This window comes from Gottschalkia purinilytica (genome assembly GCF_001190785.1).
Lineage (GTDB): Bacteria > Bacillota > Clostridia > Tissierellales > Gottschalkiaceae > Gottschalkia_A > Gottschalkia_A purinilytica.
This window is the reverse complement of record NZ_LGSS01000001.1, coordinates 353,894-373,194: the sequence shown is the minus strand read 5'-3', so window position 1 is coordinate 373,194 and position 19,301 is coordinate 353,894. Positions and strand designations below refer to the sequence as shown.

Annotated in this window: 22 protein-coding genes and 1 riboswitch; of the genes, 14 read left to right on the top strand and 8 right to left on the bottom strand. The window is 28.2% G+C overall.

The features are described from left to right. The first annotated feature begins 6 nt into the window (after nucleotides 1–6). From CLPU_RS01840 to CLPU_RS01830, 3 genes are all read left to right on the top strand, one after another. Nucleotides 7–576: a nucleotidyltransferase family protein gene (locus CLPU_RS01840; protein WP_050353928.1), complete on the top strand. Its 570-nt coding sequence runs from the start codon at nucleotides 7–9 to the stop codon at nucleotides 574–576. 246 nt (nucleotides 577–822) lie between these two features. Then, nucleotides 823–1,392 carry a nitroreductase family protein gene (locus CLPU_RS01835; protein WP_050353927.1) on the top strand — a complete coding sequence of 190 codons (570 nt, stop codon included), beginning with the start codon at nucleotides 823–825 and terminating at the stop codon, nucleotides 1,390–1,392. Between the two features lie 124 nt (nucleotides 1,393–1,516). Further along, nucleotides 1,517–2,542: a DUF1835 domain-containing protein gene (locus tag CLPU_RS01830; protein WP_050353926.1), complete on the top strand. Its 1,026-nt coding sequence runs from the start codon at nucleotides 1,517–1,519 to the stop codon at nucleotides 2,540–2,542. A gap of 299 nt (nucleotides 2,543–2,841) precedes the next feature. Here the strand turns inward: CLPU_RS01830 and CLPU_RS01825 are convergent, their stop codons facing one another. The 4 genes from CLPU_RS01825 to CLPU_RS01810 all read right to left on the bottom strand — a co-directional run bounded on the left by CLPU_RS01825 (nucleotide 2,842) and on the right by CLPU_RS01810 (nucleotide 6,061). Then, nucleotides 2,842–3,648: an aminoglycoside adenylyltransferase domain-containing protein gene (locus CLPU_RS01825; protein ID WP_050353925.1), complete on the bottom strand. Its 807-nt coding sequence runs from the start codon at nucleotides 3,646–3,648 to the stop codon at nucleotides 2,842–2,844. A 28-nt stretch (nucleotides 3,649–3,676) separates the two neighbouring features. Continuing rightward, nucleotides 3,677–4,462 (bottom strand): hypothetical protein, encoded by a 786-nt coding sequence (locus CLPU_RS01820; protein ID WP_050353924.1) that lies wholly within the window; start codon nucleotides 4,460–4,462, stop codon nucleotides 3,677–3,679. A gap of 136 nt (nucleotides 4,463–4,598) precedes the next feature. Further along, on the bottom strand, nucleotides 4,599–4,880 hold the full coding sequence (locus tag CLPU_RS01815) for a BMC domain-containing protein (RefSeq protein ID WP_050353923.1): 282 nt from the start codon (nucleotides 4,878–4,880) through the stop codon (nucleotides 4,599–4,601). Between the two features lie 164 nt (nucleotides 4,881–5,044). Continuing rightward, on the bottom strand, nucleotides 5,045–6,061 hold the full coding sequence (locus tag CLPU_RS01810; RefSeq protein WP_050353922.1) for a YeiH family protein: 1,017 nt from the start codon (nucleotides 6,059–6,061) through the stop codon (nucleotides 5,045–5,047). A gap of 193 nt (nucleotides 6,062–6,254) precedes the next feature. Here CLPU_RS01810 and CLPU_RS01805 point away from each other — a divergent pair, with 193 nt between their 5' ends. Together CLPU_RS01805 and CLPU_RS01800 are read left to right on the top strand one after the other, a co-directional pair. Beyond that, complete coding sequence (locus tag CLPU_RS01805; protein WP_050353921.1) at nucleotides 6,255–7,136, top strand: LysR family transcriptional regulator; 882 nt, start codon at nucleotides 6,255–6,257, stop codon at nucleotides 7,134–7,136. Between the two features lie 167 nt (nucleotides 7,137–7,303). After that, entirely contained in the window at nucleotides 7,304–7,846 is a 543-nt protein-coding gene (locus CLPU_RS01800; protein WP_050353920.1) for a hypothetical protein, read from the top strand. A gap of 280 nt (nucleotides 7,847–8,126) precedes the next feature. Here CLPU_RS01800 and CLPU_RS01795 read toward each other — a convergent pair whose 3' ends face one another. After that, nucleotides 8,127–8,561: a helix-turn-helix domain-containing protein gene (locus CLPU_RS01795; RefSeq protein WP_050353919.1), complete on the bottom strand. Its 435-nt coding sequence runs from the start codon at nucleotides 8,559–8,561 to the stop codon at nucleotides 8,127–8,129. Nucleotides 8,562–8,719: 158 nt separating this feature from the next. Here CLPU_RS01795 and CLPU_RS01790 point away from each other — a divergent pair, with 158 nt between their 5' ends. The 6 genes from CLPU_RS01790 to CLPU_RS01770 all read left to right on the top strand — a co-directional run bounded on the left by CLPU_RS01790 (nucleotide 8,720) and on the right by CLPU_RS01770 (nucleotide 13,267). Beyond that, complete coding sequence (locus CLPU_RS01790; protein ID WP_050353918.1) at nucleotides 8,720–8,935, top strand: helix-turn-helix transcriptional regulator; 216 nt, start codon at nucleotides 8,720–8,722, stop codon at nucleotides 8,933–8,935. A gap of 31 nt (nucleotides 8,936–8,966) precedes the next feature. Then, nucleotides 8,967–9,143 (top strand): hypothetical protein, encoded by a 177-nt coding sequence (locus CLPU_RS01785; protein ID WP_200898438.1) that lies wholly within the window; start codon nucleotides 8,967–8,969, stop codon nucleotides 9,141–9,143. A gap of 145 nt (nucleotides 9,144–9,288) precedes the next feature. Next, a complete protein-coding gene (gene msrA / locus CLPU_RS01780; RefSeq protein WP_050353916.1) occupies nucleotides 9,289–9,765 on the top strand; it encodes a peptide-methionine (S)-S-oxide reductase MsrA in 477 nt (158 codons plus the stop codon). Between the two features lie 112 nt (nucleotides 9,766–9,877). Then, entirely contained in the window at nucleotides 9,878–10,219 is a 342-nt protein-coding gene (locus tag CLPU_RS17580) for a DUF421 domain-containing protein (protein WP_200898437.1), read from the top strand. Between the two features lie 23 nt (nucleotides 10,220–10,242). Then, on the top strand, nucleotides 10,243–10,569 hold the full coding sequence (locus CLPU_RS17575; RefSeq protein ID WP_235436077.1) for a DUF421 domain-containing protein: 327 nt from the start codon (nucleotides 10,243–10,245) through the stop codon (nucleotides 10,567–10,569). A 340-nt stretch (nucleotides 10,570–10,909) separates the two neighbouring features. Continuing rightward, nucleotides 10,910–13,267, top strand: coding sequence for a cation-translocating P-type ATPase (locus CLPU_RS01770; protein WP_050353915.1), 2,358 nt, complete (start codon nucleotides 10,910–10,912; stop codon nucleotides 13,265–13,267). A 72-nt stretch (nucleotides 13,268–13,339) separates the two neighbouring features. Here the strand turns inward: CLPU_RS01770 and thiM are convergent, their stop codons facing one another. The 3 genes from thiM to thiW form a co-directional block, all read right to left on the bottom strand. Continuing rightward, nucleotides 13,340–14,152: a hydroxyethylthiazole kinase gene (gene thiM, locus CLPU_RS01765; protein WP_050353914.1), complete on the bottom strand. Its 813-nt coding sequence runs from the start codon at nucleotides 14,150–14,152 to the stop codon at nucleotides 13,340–13,342. Between the two features lie 27 nt (nucleotides 14,153–14,179). Beyond that, complete coding sequence (gene thiD, locus CLPU_RS01760) at nucleotides 14,180–14,977, bottom strand: bifunctional hydroxymethylpyrimidine kinase/phosphomethylpyrimidine kinase (protein WP_050353913.1); 798 nt, start codon at nucleotides 14,975–14,977, stop codon at nucleotides 14,180–14,182. Between the two features lie 147 nt (nucleotides 14,978–15,124). Further along, entirely contained in the window at nucleotides 15,125–15,607 is a 483-nt protein-coding gene (thiW, locus tag CLPU_RS01755; protein WP_050353912.1) for an energy coupling factor transporter S component ThiW, read from the bottom strand. A 137-nt stretch (nucleotides 15,608–15,744) separates the two neighbouring features. Beyond that, nucleotides 15,745–15,858: riboswitch (TPP riboswitch) on the bottom strand. Nucleotides 15,859–16,145: 287 nt separating this feature from the next. Here thiW and sdaAB point away from each other — a divergent pair. The 3 genes from sdaAB to CLPU_RS01740 all read left to right on the top strand — a co-directional run bounded on the left by sdaAB (nucleotide 16,146) and on the right by CLPU_RS01740 (nucleotide 19,213). Continuing rightward, nucleotides 16,146–16,817, top strand: coding sequence for an L-serine ammonia-lyase, iron-sulfur-dependent subunit beta (gene sdaAB / locus CLPU_RS01750; RefSeq protein ID WP_050353911.1), 672 nt, complete (start codon nucleotides 16,146–16,148; stop codon nucleotides 16,815–16,817). An 11-nt stretch (nucleotides 16,818–16,828) separates the two neighbouring features. Then, on the top strand, nucleotides 16,829–17,698 hold the full coding sequence (sdaAA, locus tag CLPU_RS01745) for an L-serine ammonia-lyase, iron-sulfur-dependent, subunit alpha (RefSeq protein ID WP_050353910.1): 870 nt from the start codon (nucleotides 16,829–16,831) through the stop codon (nucleotides 17,696–17,698). Between the two features lie 516 nt (nucleotides 17,699–18,214). After that, complete coding sequence (locus CLPU_RS01740) at nucleotides 18,215–19,213, top strand: PTS sugar transporter subunit IIC (RefSeq protein ID WP_050353909.1); 999 nt, start codon at nucleotides 18,215–18,217, stop codon at nucleotides 19,211–19,213. The last annotated feature ends 88 nt before the right edge of the window (nucleotides 19,214–19,301 follow it).

Genomic DNA, 19,301 nt, shown 5'->3' with positions numbered 1-19,301 from the left:
AATTTTATGAATGTAGAAGGTATTGTTCTAGCTGCTGGTATGTCAACAAGAGCAGGAAAATATAAAATGACATTAGATATAGATGGAAAGTGTGTCATAGAAAAATGTATCGAAGGAATGTATGATGTATGCTCTAAGATAATAGTTGTTGGAGGATATCGTATAGAAGAAATTATACGTGTATTGAATAAATATCCTAAAGTAGAAATAGTCTTTAATGAAGATTATAAAACAGGTATGTTTAGTTCGGTAAAAAAAGGTTTGAAATATATTAATAAAGATCGTTTTTTTATTACTCCTGGTGATTATCCACTAATTAATAAGAAAACATATAAAAGTATGTTAAATGTAGATGCAGACATAGTTATTCCTCGATATAACAGAAGAAAAGGTCATCCTATACTCATTAAGAATTTTCTAATTGAGGACTTACTGCAAGATTTTAAATACACTAATTTAAGGGAGTTTGTAAGAACACAAGGATTTACACACATAGACATTGGAGATCCAGGTATTTTGACAGATATAGATACTATGGAAGATTATAATATGATTTTAAGTAGTATGTGTAGATAATAAAAGTTTGAAATAATTTATAGCCTCTTTTTGTAAGTAAAAACAGTGAAAAACTGTATAAATAGAATAGTATCGTAACATAATTATAGAAATACGTTAAAAGGCTTTAAGTCTTTTAAACGTATTTTTTATTTATAGACTTAGTAAGGAATATGTGATAATTAAAGTATATAAGGATTAGAATAAATAATATTAAAAGTATATATACATGTGTACTAAGACAATTAAATATATGAGGTGAAAAAAATGAATGTAGTCGAAGCAATAGAAAGTAGACGAAGTATTAGAAAATTTAAAGAAGCAAAATTAGAGAAAGAAGCTATAGAAAAAATAATTTCAGCTGGTATAAAAGCACCATCTGGAAAGAACAGACAACCATGGCGATTTATTGTTGTAGAGGGATATAAAAAAGATGAACTAGTAGAGTTAATGAGAGAAAATATATATAAAATTAAAAAAGAAGGTAAGAGTATTGGTAGCTGTGAAGGTAGTATAAAGGCTATGGATGAATCAAGTGCTGTAGTACTAGTTTTTAATCCATATTCAAAGATAGAAGAGGATTATAGTTACCACAGGGGTATTACAGATGTACAATCTATTGGTGCTTGCATTCAGAATATGATTTTAGTATCTCAAGATTTAGAGCTAGGAACCCTTTGGATTTGTGATGTTTCTTATATATCAGAAATAATAACTTCTTGGGCTACAGATGAAAAATATGAGTTAATAGCTGCATTAGCAATAGGCTATCCAGATCAGAATCCTTATCCGAGACCAAGAAAAGAAATGAATGAAGTTACTACATGGCTAGAATAAGATATTATTAAGAGTCTATTAAATAATTAAATATTGTATAAAAGAAATAGTGATATATGGTATTTAATGGTATAATTAAATAGATATTAAGCAAAGAATATTTTATATGATCTTGGAGGATGCTGTGGGGAAAGTAATTCATATAGTTTTTTCAGAAAGTGCAGAAGTAATTTTCAAATATGCAATTAATAGAGAAAAATCAATTGTCGGAGATAAAGTTATATCTTTTTATGATAATTTATCAAATGGAGTAATAGACAATCCAATTAATATAGATGATAGAGTAAATTTGCTAAAAGAACGTAATGAACAATATTCGTATATTCACAATAATGATATAGATAAATTAAAAGAAAATTATGATAAGCTTTATAATAAAATTTCTAAAATAAATGATAATGATACCATATACCTTTGGTATGGACAATATGATAAAGAGATATGTGGAATGATTTATGTACTTCATTTATTAAAAGATAAATCAGTGAATATTTACACTGTTGATGTTTCTGATATTATTGTAAGATATAGTAAAAGCATAATATTAGTAAAATCACCAGGAGGAATTGCTCCTGAGAACTTAGATAAATATATGAAAGATGCAAGAAAAATAGATAGTGTAGAATATCAAAATTCCTTAAATCAATGGGAAATATTGACAAAAGAAAAATCAGTACTTCGTACTTATAGAAATGGAAAAGTAGAAAGTGTAAGTGAAGATTATTTTGATAAAGATATATTGAAATTTACTGATAGAGAATACATAAAATCCATAGTAGTTGTTGGAAATATAATTTCAAATAGCGAAATAGGAATTACAGATGATTATATTTTTTGGAGAATAATACAACTCGTTAATTCAGGAAAAATAAACTTCAAAGGCAACTTTGGAGTTATAGGAGAAATGGATATATGTATAAGCGATGAAGGATTGAGTTATTTAAGCAAATATCCTAAAGAAATGGAGTATTGGAATAAAATAAAACAAGATTTAGAAAAAAGTAAAAAGTTTATTGATGATATTAAAAACCAAGGCAGAATGGAAGAGAGAATAAGTATAGCAAAAAAATTATTAGATGTGCTAGATATAGAGACTATAGCAGAAAAGACAGAATTAACTATCGATCAAATTAAAAATTTTTATAAATAAAGATATAATTATATTTGAAAGTCTTAATGATCAAAGCTCTTTTATTTTAAGTATTGAGAGAATATTCCAAAATGATTTAAAAAATTATTCTGGATATCCTCTTTACTTTATAGATATTTTAAAACTATGAATTTTATTTTGTTATATTTTTCATTAAAATAATTATTATATCTTAATAACTTTCTTAGTTAAGTTCTATACAAATTCATTTGATAGCAGTTTTGAAATATTAAGAATTATTTCATTAATAATTTTTATCTAAGTATAGACTTTTAAAAGTTATGTTTATATAAAAAATATTAATATACTGAAGATAATTCATATTTTTCATTACAGTAATTTATTATATATTTGATAAACTTTTTTGTTTCTTTTGATCTTCTTATTCTTGATTTATATAAAGATTTTTTTGATGAGTTCTCTCTTATTCGCATAGCTTCTTTAACTAACAACTTCCAATCATCAGGTACACAGTTCATGGTATATTTTAAAGCTTCACACTTAGATGATATTTTTTTATTATCAAGTGTAAATAAAATTCTGCACAGAGTTAAAACTGAGAATTCAACCCATTCGTCTAAAAGAAATATAAGCTTTTTATCTGATTTTTTCTTCCAATAGTCATTTAAATTATAATTCATTGTTAGTAAAATATGATTCCAATTAATATCTATATTAAGCTCACTAATACTAGGACTATTTATTTCAATACCATTATTTTTTAGTGTCCACCATGTAACATAATTAATATCATAATATCCTGAATCATGAAGTTTTCCGTTTTCAAAATATACATATGGTTCTATTTCAGAATTGACCTTACCTAAATTATCGATTCTAATATACATTCCTTCCATTTTTTTAGCATATTTAAACTTACTTTTTAGCTCATCATGTATTACTTTTAATTTTACTATTTCCTCATTTGTAAAATCTCTGTTTATAATGGTTAAAATATCAATGTCACTTTTATTTACATCAAATGCCCCTAATGCTACTGAATTATAGATATATACACCGAATATATTATCTTTATAACAATCTTTAAGCTTCACAACATATTCGTTCAATAATGGTTTTAAAATATTAGGAATTCTTTCATTCATAATTTTACCTCATTTATATATATTGTATTTATATTTCTCTAAGTAACTCCCTTGCTTTTGAAGTAAAGTAGTTATCATATTCACACTTAGTAGCTTTTAATAAGTATTCTTTAGCAAGATCACTTTTTTCTAATTCCAAATAAGTAATTCCAATAAGATAATTATTTTCTATATCATATATAAACTTATCAAAAATTAAGCTTGTATTGAAAAATGACCATATTGATTTTTTACTATCATCTGAGTTTATATAATTATTTATATATTCTAGAGATTTATTTTCATTATTATGTAATGCTTCATAGTATGCTAATGTAGGATAGAAACTAGATAACTTATAAATATCAAGAGCTTTTTTGATATATTCTTCTATATTCTCAGAGTATTTATCAGTTAGTAAAGCATTTTCTATTTTAAATGTATAATATATATATCTTAAATTTTTATCTAAATTACCCGTATCTATTTTATCAAATATCTCTTTTGACTTAATGAAGTTACCCATCCTATGATATGCAACTGCAATATTGTTTATAAAAGCATTTTTTTGTTTCTTATTCAGTCTGCCATATTCAAGATTTTCTTCACATTTTTCTATAAGTTCATCATACTTTCCTTTTTCTAATAGCTTTGTAGTACCAAATATATTTTTTATAATCAATACTGTAAGAATAATGAAAAATAATGGTACAAAAATTATTATGGATGTTCTGAAGTTAAGCTCTACATTCTTTATACCTAATATGAGACCAACTGTACCGGCTATAATAATTGTAGGTAAAAGTTCTTTAAGATGAAACCAAAATTTTTTCATGTTCATGCCCCCTAAAATGTATAATAAGTTCGTATAAATATTGATGTATATTAGAAATAATGCATTAGGAAAATTTTTTAACAATGGATATAATTAAAAAACTGCCATATATGATATAGCAGCTTTTAATTGATTTTTATAATTTTCGTGATAAAGCTTCTTCAAGTTCTAAATGAGGTGCAGGGATTACATTAACTGAGTTAAGTTCTCCAACTAGCCTTACTGCTTCCACTCCAGCATCTATTGCAGCGTTAACAGCTCCAACATCTCCTCTAACAATAACTGAAACAAGTCCACCACCAATTGATTTGTATCCCCAAAATGTGACGCTTGCAGCTTTTACCATAGCATCTGCCGCTTCTAATGCAGGAACTAATCCACGAGTTTCTATCATTCCTAAAGCTTCACGTGCTGCCATAAAAAAACCTCCTCAATAATACGAAATAAAAATTCCTTAGGTATCTATTATATATTATCTTCAGCCAAGAAACAATCTATGTTACAAGAATATTTGTAATATATGATTATAATAATATTAGATAGAATATTGAGTTGTCCATTTTAAAAGATTTAATAAATATATTAAATAAATATATCTATGAGTAATACAGCAGATAATATCTGAATAATGGCTACTAATAAGGCATAAACTGAGGATTTTAGTCCTTGTTTGATGAGAGTTTTAAAGTTTACACTCATTCCTATACCTGCAAGTGCAATTATTTCAAAGTTATTACTTACAGTTTTAAAAACTTTAGAAAGATATGGAGAAATTATTCCTATACTATATAATGAACAAGTTATAAAAAATCCAAATATATACCAAGGTATGTTTAATTTAGACTTAGTATTAGTTTTATCAGCTTGAGTATTATCATCTGAAGATTTTTTCTTTATAATACTAAAACTTAAAATAACAAATACTAAGAAGATTATACGAACAATTTTGAATATAGTAGACAAATCTTTTACTTGCTCATTTACCATACTACCACTTCCAACAACTTGACCTACAGATTGAAGAATACCACCTATTAAAGCAGAAGTTTTTACTGTTTCATGAGAAAACAATAACTTAGCAACTATAGGAAGGATAAACATAAGAATAGTTCCTATCAGGTTAACAATTGTAATGGAGATAGCTTTATCTTCGTCATTAGAGTTTATAACAGGAGAAGTAGCGGCTATAGCAGAAGAACCACATACTGCATTACCACTTGCCATAAGAAGACGAAAATTTTGAGAAAAGTTTAGACTTCTACCAATTAAGATTGTTCCTAAAATAGTTATTATCATTTGAATTATGATAAAACATACACCAGATATACCTAGTTCTAAAATTGCATTTATACTTAAGGTTCCTCCAAGCAATACTATTGAGTAAGATAATAAGTCTCTTTCTGAAAATTTAACTCCCTTTTTATAGATATCTTTATTACCAAATGTGTTTCCTATAAGTAGTCCTAAAAAGATAGCTATAGGAGATGCACCTAAAGAAGGTAAGAAAGTACTTATTAGATTGCTTATATAAGCAATTAAACTACATACTATAAGTCCAGGAATTATAGTAATGCAACTATTTTTTAATTTTAAGATCATATTTAGAACCTCCTTATCTTAAACTTATATATTTTGACATTGTTCTTATAGTAAAATAAAATATAAAATTAGCATAAAAAACTCTTATTACAGAAATAAATTATATTAAAATCATAATCATAAATAAAATACATATATTTTATAGCTTTTATAAAAAAAACTAATGATTAGTAACTAAGGGAGTGAAAGCTAGATGATAGAAGAGTTAAAAACGTTTATTACAGTAGTAGAACATAACAGCTTTACAAAAGCTGCGGATATTATTAAACTATCTCAGCCAAGTGTAAGTCTTCATATTAAGCATTTAGAAGATTATTTTGGAACGGTTCTTATTAAAAGATCTATAAAACAGAAAAAAATAAGTATTACACCTACGGGAAGATTGTTATATGAAAGAGCAAAACATATAATAAATATATTGGAACAAACAAGAGAAGATTTGAAAGAATATCATAATGTAATAAGAGGAACTTTGAGGATCGGCGCGAGTCTTACTATAGGAGAATACTTTTTACCGTCTTTTTTAGGAGATATGATTAAAAAATACCCTGAATTAAAATTAGAAGTGACAATTGAAAATACAGATACCATATGTAATATGGTAGATAATATGGAACTTGACATAGGATTAATAGAGGGAATGGTACCATCTGGTAAATTTATTCATGAATATTTTTATGAAGATAATATGGTTTTAGCTACACCCTATAACTATTATAAAAATAATAAAAAGTTTTCTATAGATTCTCTCCAAGATCAAACATGGATTAGTCGTGAAGAAGGATCGGGAACCAAAGAATATTTAAATGTTTTTCTTACTTCTAATAGAATATCACCTAAAAACATTATCATATTAGGAAGTAACTATGCAGTAAAAGAAGCAGTGAAAAATGGACTTGGAATAACACTCATATCCTATCATGTTGTCAAAGAAGACATAAAAAATAAACAGATTTCTATAATGCCAACAGAACAAAAATATACAAGACACTTTTCATGTATATTTCCCAAAGGAGTAGTTATGTCAAAGGGAACAGAAGTATTTTTAGATATGATAAAAAACTTTCAACAATAAACTATAATAGATATATAAAGACTACAAATAGCATAAAATTAAGGACTATAAAGAAAAGAAAAAACTCATATCTTAGGATATGAGTTTTTTTACGAAAGATAATGGATAGATAATTGAAAATAATAAAATAATAAGACTAATATAAATTTTTTATATGGAGGAAAATTATGAGTATTATAGATAAACGATTTATAGTAAATTTACAAGGAAAAGATTTCGTGACTTATGAAGGACTTTTGGATACAGCACATCAAAAAGGATTAAATGGAATAAAGACAGATCTTGTACAACTTCCTAATGACAGAAATGGAATGCAATGTATAGTAAAAGCTACAGCAACTACTAAAGATGGTGCAATATTTGAAGGATATGGAGACGCAGATCCTACTAATGTTAATAGATTAATAGCAAAGCATATTATACGTATGGCAGAAACAAGAGCAAAAGCAAGAGCCTTAAGAGATTTGACTAATATAGGAATGACTGCTCTTGAAGAGTTAGATGATCAAGATCAAAGTGTAGATAGAGATAAAAGAGAAAGCACAAAGGAAAATAAAATAGATCCATCTAAAGCCGATGTACTAAGAAAGTTTGCTAAATCTAAAAACGTAGACGAAAAAGTAATATGTAACTATTATCATGTTAATACAGTAGAGGATATGACTGAATTTATATGGAATCAAGCAATGAATTATTTGAAAAAGAAATAGTAAAAGATAGTGAGAAAGTATTATAATTATTAATATTGTTGCTAATGAAAGGAAAACTACTAAAACTATAAACATTAAGTCTAGAAAAATCCAAAATCAAAAGACATGATAAAAATCATGTCTCTTTACATAGCTATAAACAACATTTAATAACTAATTGATATAGATAATTTTAAATATAGTTGATATTTATCTAATTAAGTTAAAAATAAAATTAATTTTGTAAGATAAACATTTCAAGTATTAATCTAATAGATTTATGGAATCATTATTTTCACGTTTATTTTGAGTTAGAATTTTTCTCGAAATTATCTTTTAGTTTTAAAAGTTGAATATATTTTTCTAAATCTTTTTTACTATCTTTACTTAGATTTTCAATATCATATAGTAAAGATTGATTTATGCTTTTATTGTATGAACCAAATTCTTCTTTTAACAATTGTTCGTTTTTATCTATACTTTCTTGTGATATATGTATATTATATTGATTATTATTAATATATTTATATATGTTTTTTATATTAGTTCTCCCTAACAAGTAATCGACAGAAACATCAAAGAAGTCAGCTAGTTTTCCTAAAATATCTAGTGATGGATTTCTTTCTTCTGTTTCGTAGTATCCTACAGTTCTATCGGAGGTACTTAATTTCTTTGATAATTCTTTTTGAGTTAAATCTTTTTCTCTTCTTAGAGCTCTTAATCTTTTACCGAACAAACAAATCACCACCTTGATGTTAAAAGATATATACAATTATATAACATATAGTTCTATTTATCGTCATATGAACAAAAAGTTCTTGAAAAGGAACTGGTAGTTCTGTAAAATAATAGGAAGAGGATAAAACTATATTTAACATTAAGGAGTGTATTTATATGAATAGAGTAAAATTATACAGAAAGAAATATAATCTAACACAATTGGATTTATCAGAGATTATAGGAGTAACAAAAGATTATATCTCTCAAATAGAACGAGGGAGGATACCAGGTATGGAGACGGCTAATAAACTTGCAAAGTTATTTGATACTACAATAGATGAACTTTTTTTTGAAGATATAAAGAACTCTAAGTTCTACAATGATAAATAATATTTTAATAAAAATGAAAGGTGAAAAAATGTTGAAAGAGATACTTAAATTAAAAGTAGGAGAAATAGACGAAAATGATTTAAAACAAATATTTGATATGGCTACAGCAGATATAAAGTTTAATAGGCTTGGATTCAGTAAAAAGACATCTCTTGATGATTTGATAGAGTTGTTATCAAGATGTTATGAAGCTTATGAAAAATCTTAGTATATACAGAAAACAATTAGAGAAAGCTAGATATATACATTAAAACTATAAAAAAGGGTGGTTATTATATATAATTTTAAATATAAGATTAAAGTATTTATAACAATTGATATGATTTTTATGTGAAAGGAGAGTAAGATTTTATATGAAAGAAATAGTATTTGCAGGTGGATGCTTTTGGGGTGTTGAAGCATACATGTCTAGAATTAATGGAGTTGTAGAAACTAAGGTAGGTTATGCAAATGGCCATGCGGAGAATCCTACATACGAAGAAGTATGTACAGGAAAAACAGGGCATGCAGAAGTATGTTATGTAAAATATGAAGAAGATAAAATAAGTCTAAAGGAACTTTTAGATAAGTTTTGGAAGATAATAGACCCAACTATATTAAATAGACAAGGACCAGATAGAGGAACCCAGTATAGAACGGGAATTTATTATATACACGATGAAGACTTGGACATTATAACTAAAAGTAAAGAAGAACAACAGAAAAAATATACATCTCAAATAGTTACTGAAATAGAACCACTAAATTCATTTTATGAAGGAGAAGAGTATCATCAAAAGTATTTAGAAAAAAATCCAAATGGATATTGTCATATAGACTTAAACATTTAAGAGGACCTAATATTTTACCCTAAAATTAATGAATAAATAGTAGTATATAAAGTATACTTAGCTAATTTATACAAATACTATTAATAGCATGACATTAATGGGGTGAACGTATTTGATAGTATCTAATATTATTATACACTCGATTTTAAAGACAACATTAATCTTTTTAGTATTATTAGCACTTACTAGAATTATGGGAAGAAAGCAAATGAGCCAATTAACTTTTTTTAACTATGTAACTGGAATTACTATAGGGTCCATTGCAGCTAATATGTTGACAAATGAAAATAGTAATTTTATCGGTGATTTAATTGATCTAATTTGGTGGGCACTTTTAACGATAATTATAGGTTTTATTGCTTTAAAGCTTCCAAAATTAAGAGTTATTATAGATGGAGAACCTACAATTATTATAAAAAAAGGAAAAATTGAAAAAAACTCATGGCTGAATTAAGACTAAATATGGATGACTTAACCATGTTACTTAGAGAGAAAAATATATTTTCTATAAAAGATGTGGAGTATGCTATTCTAGAGGCTAATGGTAAATTAAGTGTATTGAAAAAACAAGAACAAGAATCAGTTACAAAGAAAGATTTAAATGTTTTAACAAGTGAACTGAAATATCTTCCTTCTGAAGTTGTAGTTGATGGTACTATAGTAGAACGTAATCTAAGAGAATTAAATATTACAAAAGACTGGTTATATAATGAACTCAGATCGCTAGGTATAAAATCTGTTAGTGAGATTTTTTATGCAGAGTTACAAAGTGACGGCAGTCTTTATATAGATAAAAATAATTAAGTGTATTCAGATATGTTTATTTTAGTATAAAGAAGGATGGCAATAGCCATCTTCTGTTTTTTAGAATATAAAACTAGCTATTTTTTTATTTTATATCTTTTATTTAACTTTTCTGTAACCTATATGATTAAAATTAATGGTAGGATATTTTTATTGGTTATTCTAGTTTTTCATACAAAATACAAGAAATTTTTTAATTGTATATTAGAATTTAAATAAGTAAAATATTATAGTATGACGAATATGTAAGCAGTATGACAAATATGTAAGGTAAATTTTTTATAAATGGTGTTATTATATTAACAGAGAACAGAGTGCATATTAGATAAGGAGACATATTATGGATAAAATTACTTTAGATAAAGACATAATAGGATTAACAAGTGAAGAAGTGAAGAAGCGAGTAGCAAGTGGTAAAGTAAATATTCTTCCAGATGCCCCATCTAGAACGGTGTGGCAGATTGTTCGTGCAAATTTATTTACTATATTTAATGCATTAAATATAGTTCTTGCTAGTATTGTCTTTTTAGCAGGTTCTCCTAAAAATGCACTTTTTTCAGGAGTTATAATAACGAATACTGTTGTAGGTATAGTTCAAGAACTTAGAGCAAAGAAGAAGATAGAATCTCTTTCTTTACTTAGTTCAGCTAAAGCTACAGTTATAAGAGATGGTAAGGAAACACAAGTTGGAATTGAAGAAGTGGTAGTTGATGATATTATAGTATTATCTGCGGGAGATCAATTAATTGTTGATGCAGTTGTATTAGAAGATACTCAATTTGAAGTAGATGAATCTCTTTTAACAGGAGAGTCAGATTCAGTAAATAAAAAACTAGGTTCAAAACTTTTATCAGGAAGTTTTGTTACATCTGGAAGTGGTCTTGCAAAAGTTACACATGTGGGTAATGATACTTATACAGCAAAGCTTTCACAAGAAGCTAAAAAGTTTAAGCTTATAAATTCTGAACTCCAACAATCTATAAATAAGATTGTAAAAATAATAATATGGCTCATAATTCCAGTAGGGGTACTTTTAATGAGTACACAGATATTATGTAGTGGTAAAGATTGGCAAGAAGCAGCACTTAGTGCAGTTGCAGGTATAATAGGAATGGTTCCTGAAGGATTAGTGCTCCTAACAAGTGTTACATTTGTTGTAGGTATTATCAGACTTTCAAAATGGAAAACTTTAGTTCAAGAACTACCAGCAACTGAAGTCTTAGCAAGGGTGGATATGTTGTGTCTTGATAAAACAGGGACTATAACAGAAGGAAAGCTAAATGTAGTAGATTTTATCCCTTTAAATTCTGATGGTAGAGATAAGATAGAAGAAGAAATTTCGGCTTTAACACATGCTTTTCAGAGGGGGAATCCTACACAAGATGCATTACTTGAAAAATATAAAGAAAATCCAAACTATGAGATAATAAAAAAAATACCATTTTCATCTGCTAGAAAATGGAGCGCAGTTTCATTTAAGGGAAAAGGAAGCTTTATTATAGGTGCTCCAGATATGATTTTAAATGAAAGATATGAAGAAATTAAGACTGAAGTAGAAGAAGAGGCTAAGAAAGGAAGAAGGGTTATTCTTGTTGCCAAGTCAGATGAAATACTAGAAGACAAACTTCCTGGTAACTTAAAATTAGTGGCTTTGATACTTATAGAAGATGTAATAAGAAAAGAAGCACCTAAAACTCTTAAGTATTTTGATGAACAAGGTGTTAATATAAAAATAATTTCAGGAGATAGCCCTATAACTGTTTCAGCAGTTGCAAAACGTGCAGGAGTTAAAGGGGCAGAAAATTATTTAGATGCTAGAGAACTTTCAAGTGATGAAAAAGATTTTTCAGATATGATTGAAAAGAATACTGTATTTGGGAGGGTGACTCCACATCAGAAAAGAGATATAATTAAGGCTCTTCAGTCTAAAGGTCATACAGTTGCAATGACTGGAGATGGAGTAAATGATGTTTTAGCACTTAAAGAAGCAGATTGTGGAATTGCTATGGCAGCAGGAAGTGATGCAGCAAAGGCGGTCTCTCAACTAGTACTCTTAGATTCAAACTTTGCGGCACTACCTGAGGTTGTTGCTGAAGGTAGAAGAATGATAAATAATCTTGAGAGAGTAGCAGGTCTTTATCTTACAAAAACTATTTACTCCATATTATTATCATTTATATTCGGTATAATATTACTACCTTATCCGTTTATACCTATACAGTTAACATTGATAAGTTCTATAGTAATAGGAATTCCATCTTTTTTCCTTGCTCTTGCACCTAACAAAGAGCGTGTAAAGAAAGGATTTTTATATAGAGTCTTGTCAACTACAATACCAAAAGGGGTAGTAGTGACATTATTTACATTGATAATATTTTTAATAGCACATTCTAAACAGCTTCCAATAAGAGATATTAGGACATTGACTGTTATAGTAGCAGGTGGAATAGGTATAATGGTGTTAATTAAAATATCAAAACCTTTAAATTTCCTTAGAGTACTACTCATAATATCTATGGGAATTACTTTTGCACTTGCATTTATATTACCTCTTGGAAGAAGTATATTTGTGTTTTCAAAGATAGGTCTAGCATATTTAGGAATCGCTATACTCTTAGTGTTGATTTCATCGCCATTAATTAACTTTTTAATTAGAATGTTCAATAGTATGTTTTTAGGATTAAAAAAACACTCATAGATAGATAAACTCTATGGGTGTTTTTATATTTCACTATAAATTTATTTTGTACATAATATTTTGCTTATAACTTTAACAGTATTTTTCTTCTAAATTACTCTTTTCTAATATGTCTTTACTTGTTAATGCGGAGATACTGTCTATAATAGAAACTCTGAAAGTTCCTAGAGCATCTTTTTTATCCAATGAATCGTAGGCCATTTCTCCAGCTATTCCCATTGATAATATACCGGCTATAGAAGCCAAATAGTAGTCATTTGTAACACTAGAAAATGTTCCTATCAAAGAGGTTGACATACAGCCAGTACCAGTAATCTTAGAAAGCAAAGGATGTCCATTTTCTATAATAGTTGTTTTTCTGCCATTAGATATTATATCTTTAGCCCCAGTTATTGCTATCACACATTTTAAGTCTAAAGCAAGTGTTTTGGCTATATCTTCAGAGCCATTGACAGTATCATTACTATCAACACCTTTAATGTTACTTTCTAGTCCTGCTATTGCTTTTATTTCAGACATATTTCCGCGTATTATCGAAAACTTAACTTCATCTAATAGTTTGTTTACAGTATGAGTTCTAAGTTTAGTAGCTTTTACTCCAACAGGATCTAATATTACAGGGATGTTTAATGCATTAGCTTTTTTACCTGCAAGAATCATAGAATCTATAGTTCTTGAATTTAATGTTCCTATATTTATAACTAAAGCAGATGCTACCGATACCATTTCTTCAACTTCGTCAAAGTCGTCTGCCATAACAGGAGAGCCACCGATTGCTAAAACTATATTTGCACAATCATTAGCTGTGACATAATTCGTTATGTGATGTATTAAAGGATTTGTTCTTTTTACATTTTCTAATAAAAGAGATATTTGTGATTTCATTTCTAATATAATTACCTCCAGTATAATCTATAATCCAGCTTTTTTATATAATTCATAAAAATGATGAGTAGGACCAACTCCTTTACCTATGTCTAAAGAATTTTCAATAGCAATTGTAATGTATTTTTTAGCATTTTTTACTGACGTAGGTATATCAAATCCAAGAGCTAAGTTTGACGCTATAGCAGAAGATAAAGTACAGCCTGTCCCATGAGTATTTTTAGTTAATATTCTTGAAGAGGTGAAATAATAAAACTCTTTTCCATCGAATAATACGTCAGTAGCATCACTATCAAGATGACCACCTTTAACTAATACACTTTTACAACCTAAGTAATATATTTTTTTAGCAGCTTTCTTCATATCAGATATATTACTTACTTTATCACCTGTTATAGCTGTGGCCTCAGGTATATTAGGAGTAACCATAGTAGAAATAGGAATGAGTTCACTTATTAAAGTTTCTTTAGCTTCAGGACTTAAAAGATTGAATCCACTTTTGGATATCATGACTGGATCAATTACTATATTTTTTGCATTATAATCTTTTAACTTCTTTGCTATAGATTTTATAGTAGGTATTTTAGAAACCATACCAATTTTTACTGCATCAACTTCTATATCATCATATATAACTTCTATTTGCTGTTCGATCATATCCTCTGTTATGTCTTGTATACCGAATACCCCTTGTGTATTTTGAGCAGTTATTGCAGTTATGACACTCATACCAAATACTCCATGTGCAGAAAAAGTTTTTAAATCTGCTTGTATACCAGCACCACCTGAAGAATCAGACCCTGCTATAGTTAATACTTTTTTCATGTTAAAAACCTCCTAATTTAAAATATCAATATTCTATAAGTATTATATTTTAGCTAGTTAAATTGTTGTTCTGGTTACTTAAGATTCAATAGTTTAAAACAGTAATTTCAATATAAAAAATCAAATAGTATAACGATAAATTAATATTTATATATTAAAAATACTAATCTTTTTAAGTAATGAAAGAACTACATAAGCGATAATACTTCCTCCTAATGTGCTTATTGTAAAAGGGATAATAAAGAAAAGTGGAGATATATCTTGACCCATAATTATTTTAGCTACAGGATATGACACTAAAGCACCTATAACCCCTGTACCTATGACTTCACCTATTAGTGCAACTGTTATAGACTTAGTTCTTTTAAATAATAATGAAGCTAATAATGCACCTATCATACTACCTGGAAATGCTAAAAGAGAACCTGTTCCTAATACATTTCTCAATAAAGATATTATGAAAGCATTACTTACAGAATATATAGGAGACAGTAATATGGCTGAGAGTATGTTTATGACATGCTGTACTGGAAAGCATTTTGATGGACCAAGAGGAATGTATATTATATGAGATCCTAAAACTCCTAATGCTATTAATAACGCTGAAAATACCAAATTTTTTGTTTTCATAAATAAAAAAACCTCCTTTTAGGTAATTAGGTAAAAAAATAGAACACCTTATACCTGAAAGAAGGTAAGTTATTTGAATATAATAATTACAATATACGTCAAAAAAATGTATAATATAATTATAATATACAATTATAGACTCGTGGTAAATATTTCCTACGCTGGTATTATCCAGATCAGGTATAAGGGTCAAAGACTTAAAAACGGGTCTTTTTCTCAGCCAGCCTTATCTAGCTCCCCAAAGACATATTAAATTATAAAATACATTTAAATTTTAACATTTAAGTATGAATAAATCAATTATTAGCACTTAAATGTATACGATATAAAAATTTTATAGAGGGTATATTATGTATAGCTACTAGTAGTTAACAAAAGATATTAACAAAAAAGAGCAGATTATTGAGAAATTTGGACAAATATGGATTGCTACAATTGTATTTTACAGATATTGAAATCGACACAATATTATGATAAAATTTTAATCTGATGATTGTAGAAAAAGAAATATTAAATAGCAAGGGGAGAGCGCATCAATATGAAACAATATGGGGTTTTTGATATACTTGGACCTATAATGATAGGACCTTCAAGCTCACATACAGCTGGAGCTGCAAGATTAGGTAAAGTTGCTAGAAGTATAGCTGGAAAAGATTTTAAGTCAGTTAAGTTTTATCTACATGGATCATTTGCAAAAACATATAGAGGCCATGGAACGGATAGAGCACTAGTTGCTGGAATTCTTGGAATGGATCCGGAAGATGAAAGATTAAGAACTTCTTTAGATATAGCTAAGCAAGAAAGTATAGGCATTGAGTTCATTGAAAGTGATCTTGGAGAGTCGCAGCATCCTAACACTGTAAAAATGGTATTTGCTAAAAATGACGGTAGTGTAATAGATGTTACTGGATCATCAATTGGAGGAGGTAGTATAGTTATTACTAACATAGAAGGAAATGATGTTAGTTTAACTGGAAACTGTCCTACAATTATAGTTAAATATAGAGATAAAAAAGGAGTAGTTAGTAAAGTTACTAATGTACTTTCTGAAAATAATATAAATATTGGAATAATGAAAGTTGACAGAACACCTGAGGGTGAAGCTACTATGATTATAGAGGTAGATAATATAATTCCTGAAAATGTTCCAGGTGAGGTTTCTAAAATAGAAGAGGTTATATCGGCAAGAGCGATAAACCCTATTGGTTAGGAGGTTTGGATATGTTTAGATACGGACATGAATTACTAGCATTAACTGAAAAACATAATAAAAAGATATCAGAAATTGTACTTCAAAGAGAATGTAAGATAACAGGATTATCTGAACAAGAAATAAGAGAAAAAATGAAAAGAAGTTTTGATATAATGAAAGCATCTGCTAAAGATGGAATGGAAAAAGAGATTAAAACTGTAGGCGGAATCATAGGTGGAGATGCAAAAAGAGTAGCTGGTTATGCTAAATCTGAAAAGACTCTTTGTGGAGAAACGGTGCTTAAAGCTGCTGCTAGAGCATTATCTTGTTCTGAGATCAATGCATCTATGGGAAGAATATGTGCAGCTCCAACTGCTGGTTCATGTGGTATAGTTCCTTCAACTGTAACGACAGCTGCTGAAGTTTATGGATCTACTGATGAAGAAATAGTAGATGCATTACTAACAGCTTCAGGAATAGGTATAATTATTTCAACAAATGCTACTGTTGCAGGAGCAGAAGGTGGATGTCAAGCAGAATGTGGTGCTGCTGCGGCTATGGCAGCTGCAGCTATGGTAGAAATGGCAGGAGGTACTCCAGAAATGTCATTACATGCTGCATCAATAGCTATTAAAAATGTAATGGGACTTGTTTGTGATCCTATAGCAGGGCTAGTTGAAGCACCATGTGCTAAAAGAAATGCTTCAGGAGCAGTTAATGCTATGATATCAGCGGATTTAGCATTAGCAGGAGTAAAGAGTATAATTCCTTTTGATGAAGTTGTAGACGCAATGTATGAAGTTGGAAAAGCATTACCATCTGAATTAAGAGAAACAGCGTTAGGTGGAGTTGCTGCTACAGAAACAGGTAAGAGAATAATGAAAGAAATATTTGGATAATGTATAAATGAAAGATTGTTTCTTCAAGTAAGAAACAGTCTTTTTTATTAATAGACTATTTTTTACTTTATATTGTAATTAACTTGATGAATAACTATTTTTATTAGTACTAAAAGTACTTACTTAATTAAGTTTAATATAAAATTCTTAATAAGCTAATTTATATAAAACTATAATATTTTTTCATTTCATCATTTCCATATTGAGTTATTAAACAAGCTAATAATATATAAAAATTTATTTAAAGAACTATGTTTTTTCTTAGAAACATAGTTCTTTTTATTAACTATTTCTATATATTAACAAGTTATTTTGAATTATGTAAAATATTACTGTTATTTTAAAAGGAGGATTACCATAGATGGTAAAAATGATGAATACATCATGCTATGCTTATATGATTCTTTGTAAATGATATAAATTTTTTAGATTATTTAAGTACATATAATACCTATTATATGAGCATCAATATTTATAGGAGAAACTTAAAAAAACAAAAATGAGAGGATGAATTATATGTTTACTATAGTGAAAGGCATAAGTTTATTGATATTTGTATTGGCCTTATTTTATATATTTAGCTTTAAAGCACCAAAAGGAAATAAAGCTATGTCAGGGCTTGCAAATGCTGCCGTAGCTACTTTCCTAGTAGAAGCCTTACATAGATATATAGGTGGCAATTTTATAGGAATAAAGTTCTTGGGAGAAGTAGGGATATCATCGGGAAGTTTGTCGGGAACAGCAGCAGCTTCATTAGTAGCAATAAGTATGGGTGCAGGTCCAGTATATGCTCTTATAGCAGGAGCTGCATTATTGAATTTAGGAATTCTTCCAGGATTTGTAGCTGGATACATAGTAGGTTTAATTGCACCTATATTTGATAAAAAAATTCCACATGGTGTAAATGTTGTTTTGGGTGCTATATTAATAGCCCCATTATCAAGATTTGTAGCTTTAGGAGTGGAACCAATAGTTGAAAGTACTTTACTTAGCATTGGTGAAGTTATAGCTTTAGCATCAACTCAATCTCCTTATATTATGGGATTTTTACTTGGTGGTATTATGAAGATAATATGTGCATCCCCGCTAAGTTCTATGGCACTTACAGCTATGATACAGTTAAAAGGACTTGCTATGGGAATATCTACAATTGCTAGTTTCGGAGGAGCTTTTGCAAATGGAGTGGCGTTTAAAAGACTGAAACTAGGTAACAAAGGGAATATAATTGGGGTTATGATGGAGCCTCTTACACAAGCACATATAATAACTTCACATCCATTATCTGTTTATAGTTCTAGTTTCCTAGGAGGAGGATTTGCAGGATTAATAGCAGCACATTTTGGAATTATAAATAATGCGCCAGGAACAGCTTCGCCAATACCTGGACTTATAACTCCGTTTGCGTTTAATTCTCCAAGTAAAGTATTAATAGTTTTACCTTTAGCGGCTTTAGCAGGAATTCTGGGAGGATTTATAGGATCAAATATTGTAAAGTATATAAAAAATAAAAAATAGATGTATCAACGAAATAATTTTATGCATTATATAATGTTAGTAAGAAATCAAACTAATAAATATAAATGAACTAAAGTAAAAATTAAAA

Coding starts and splice junctions, on each gene's coding strand:
- CLPU_RS01840 (WP_050353928.1), top strand. CDS start 7: ATGAATGTAGAAGGTATTGTTCTAGCTGCTGGTATGTCAACAAGAGCA.
- CLPU_RS01835 (WP_050353927.1), top strand. CDS start 823: ATGAATGTAGTCGAAGCAATAGAAAGTAGACGAAGTATTAGAAAATTT.
- CLPU_RS01825 (WP_050353925.1), bottom strand. CDS start 3,648: ATGAATGAAAGAATTCCTAATATTTTAAAACCATTATTGAACGAATAT.
- CLPU_RS01820 (WP_050353924.1), bottom strand. CDS start 4,462: ATGAAAAAATTTTGGTTTCATCTTAAAGAACTTTTACCTACAATTATT.
- CLPU_RS01815 (WP_050353923.1), bottom strand. CDS start 4,880: ATGGCAGCACGTGAAGCTTTAGGAATGATAGAAACTCGTGGATTAGTT.
- CLPU_RS01810 (WP_050353922.1), bottom strand. CDS start 6,061: ATGATCTTAAAATTAAAAAATAGTTGCATTACTATAATTCCTGGACTT.
- CLPU_RS01805 (WP_050353921.1), top strand. CDS start 6,255: ATGATAGAAGAGTTAAAAACGTTTATTACAGTAGTAGAACATAACAGC.
- CLPU_RS01800 (WP_050353920.1), top strand. CDS start 7,304: ATGAGTATTATAGATAAACGATTTATAGTAAATTTACAAGGAAAAGAT.
- CLPU_RS01790 (WP_050353918.1), top strand. CDS start 8,720: ATGAATAGAGTAAAATTATACAGAAAGAAATATAATCTAACACAATTG.
- msrA (WP_050353916.1), top strand. CDS start 9,289: ATGAAAGAAATAGTATTTGCAGGTGGATGCTTTTGGGGTGTTGAAGCA.
- CLPU_RS17575 (WP_235436077.1), top strand. CDS start 10,243: ATGTTACTTAGAGAGAAAAATATATTTTCTATAAAAGATGTGGAGTAT.
- CLPU_RS01770 (WP_050353915.1), top strand. CDS start 10,910: ATGGATAAAATTACTTTAGATAAAGACATAATAGGATTAACAAGTGAA.
- thiM (WP_050353914.1), bottom strand. CDS start 14,152: ATGAAATCACAAATATCTCTTTTATTAGAAAATGTAAAAAGAACAAAT.
- thiD (WP_050353913.1), bottom strand. CDS start 14,977: ATGAAAAAAGTATTAACTATAGCAGGGTCTGATTCTTCAGGTGGTGCT.
- thiW (WP_050353912.1), bottom strand. CDS start 15,607: ATGAAAACAAAAAATTTGGTATTTTCAGCGTTATTAATAGCATTAGGA.
- sdaAB (WP_050353911.1), top strand. CDS start 16,146: ATGAAACAATATGGGGTTTTTGATATACTTGGACCTATAATGATAGGA.
- sdaAA (WP_050353910.1), top strand. CDS start 16,829: ATGTTTAGATACGGACATGAATTACTAGCATTAACTGAAAAACATAAT.
- CLPU_RS01740 (WP_050353909.1), top strand. CDS start 18,215: ATGTTTACTATAGTGAAAGGCATAAGTTTATTGATATTTGTATTGGCC.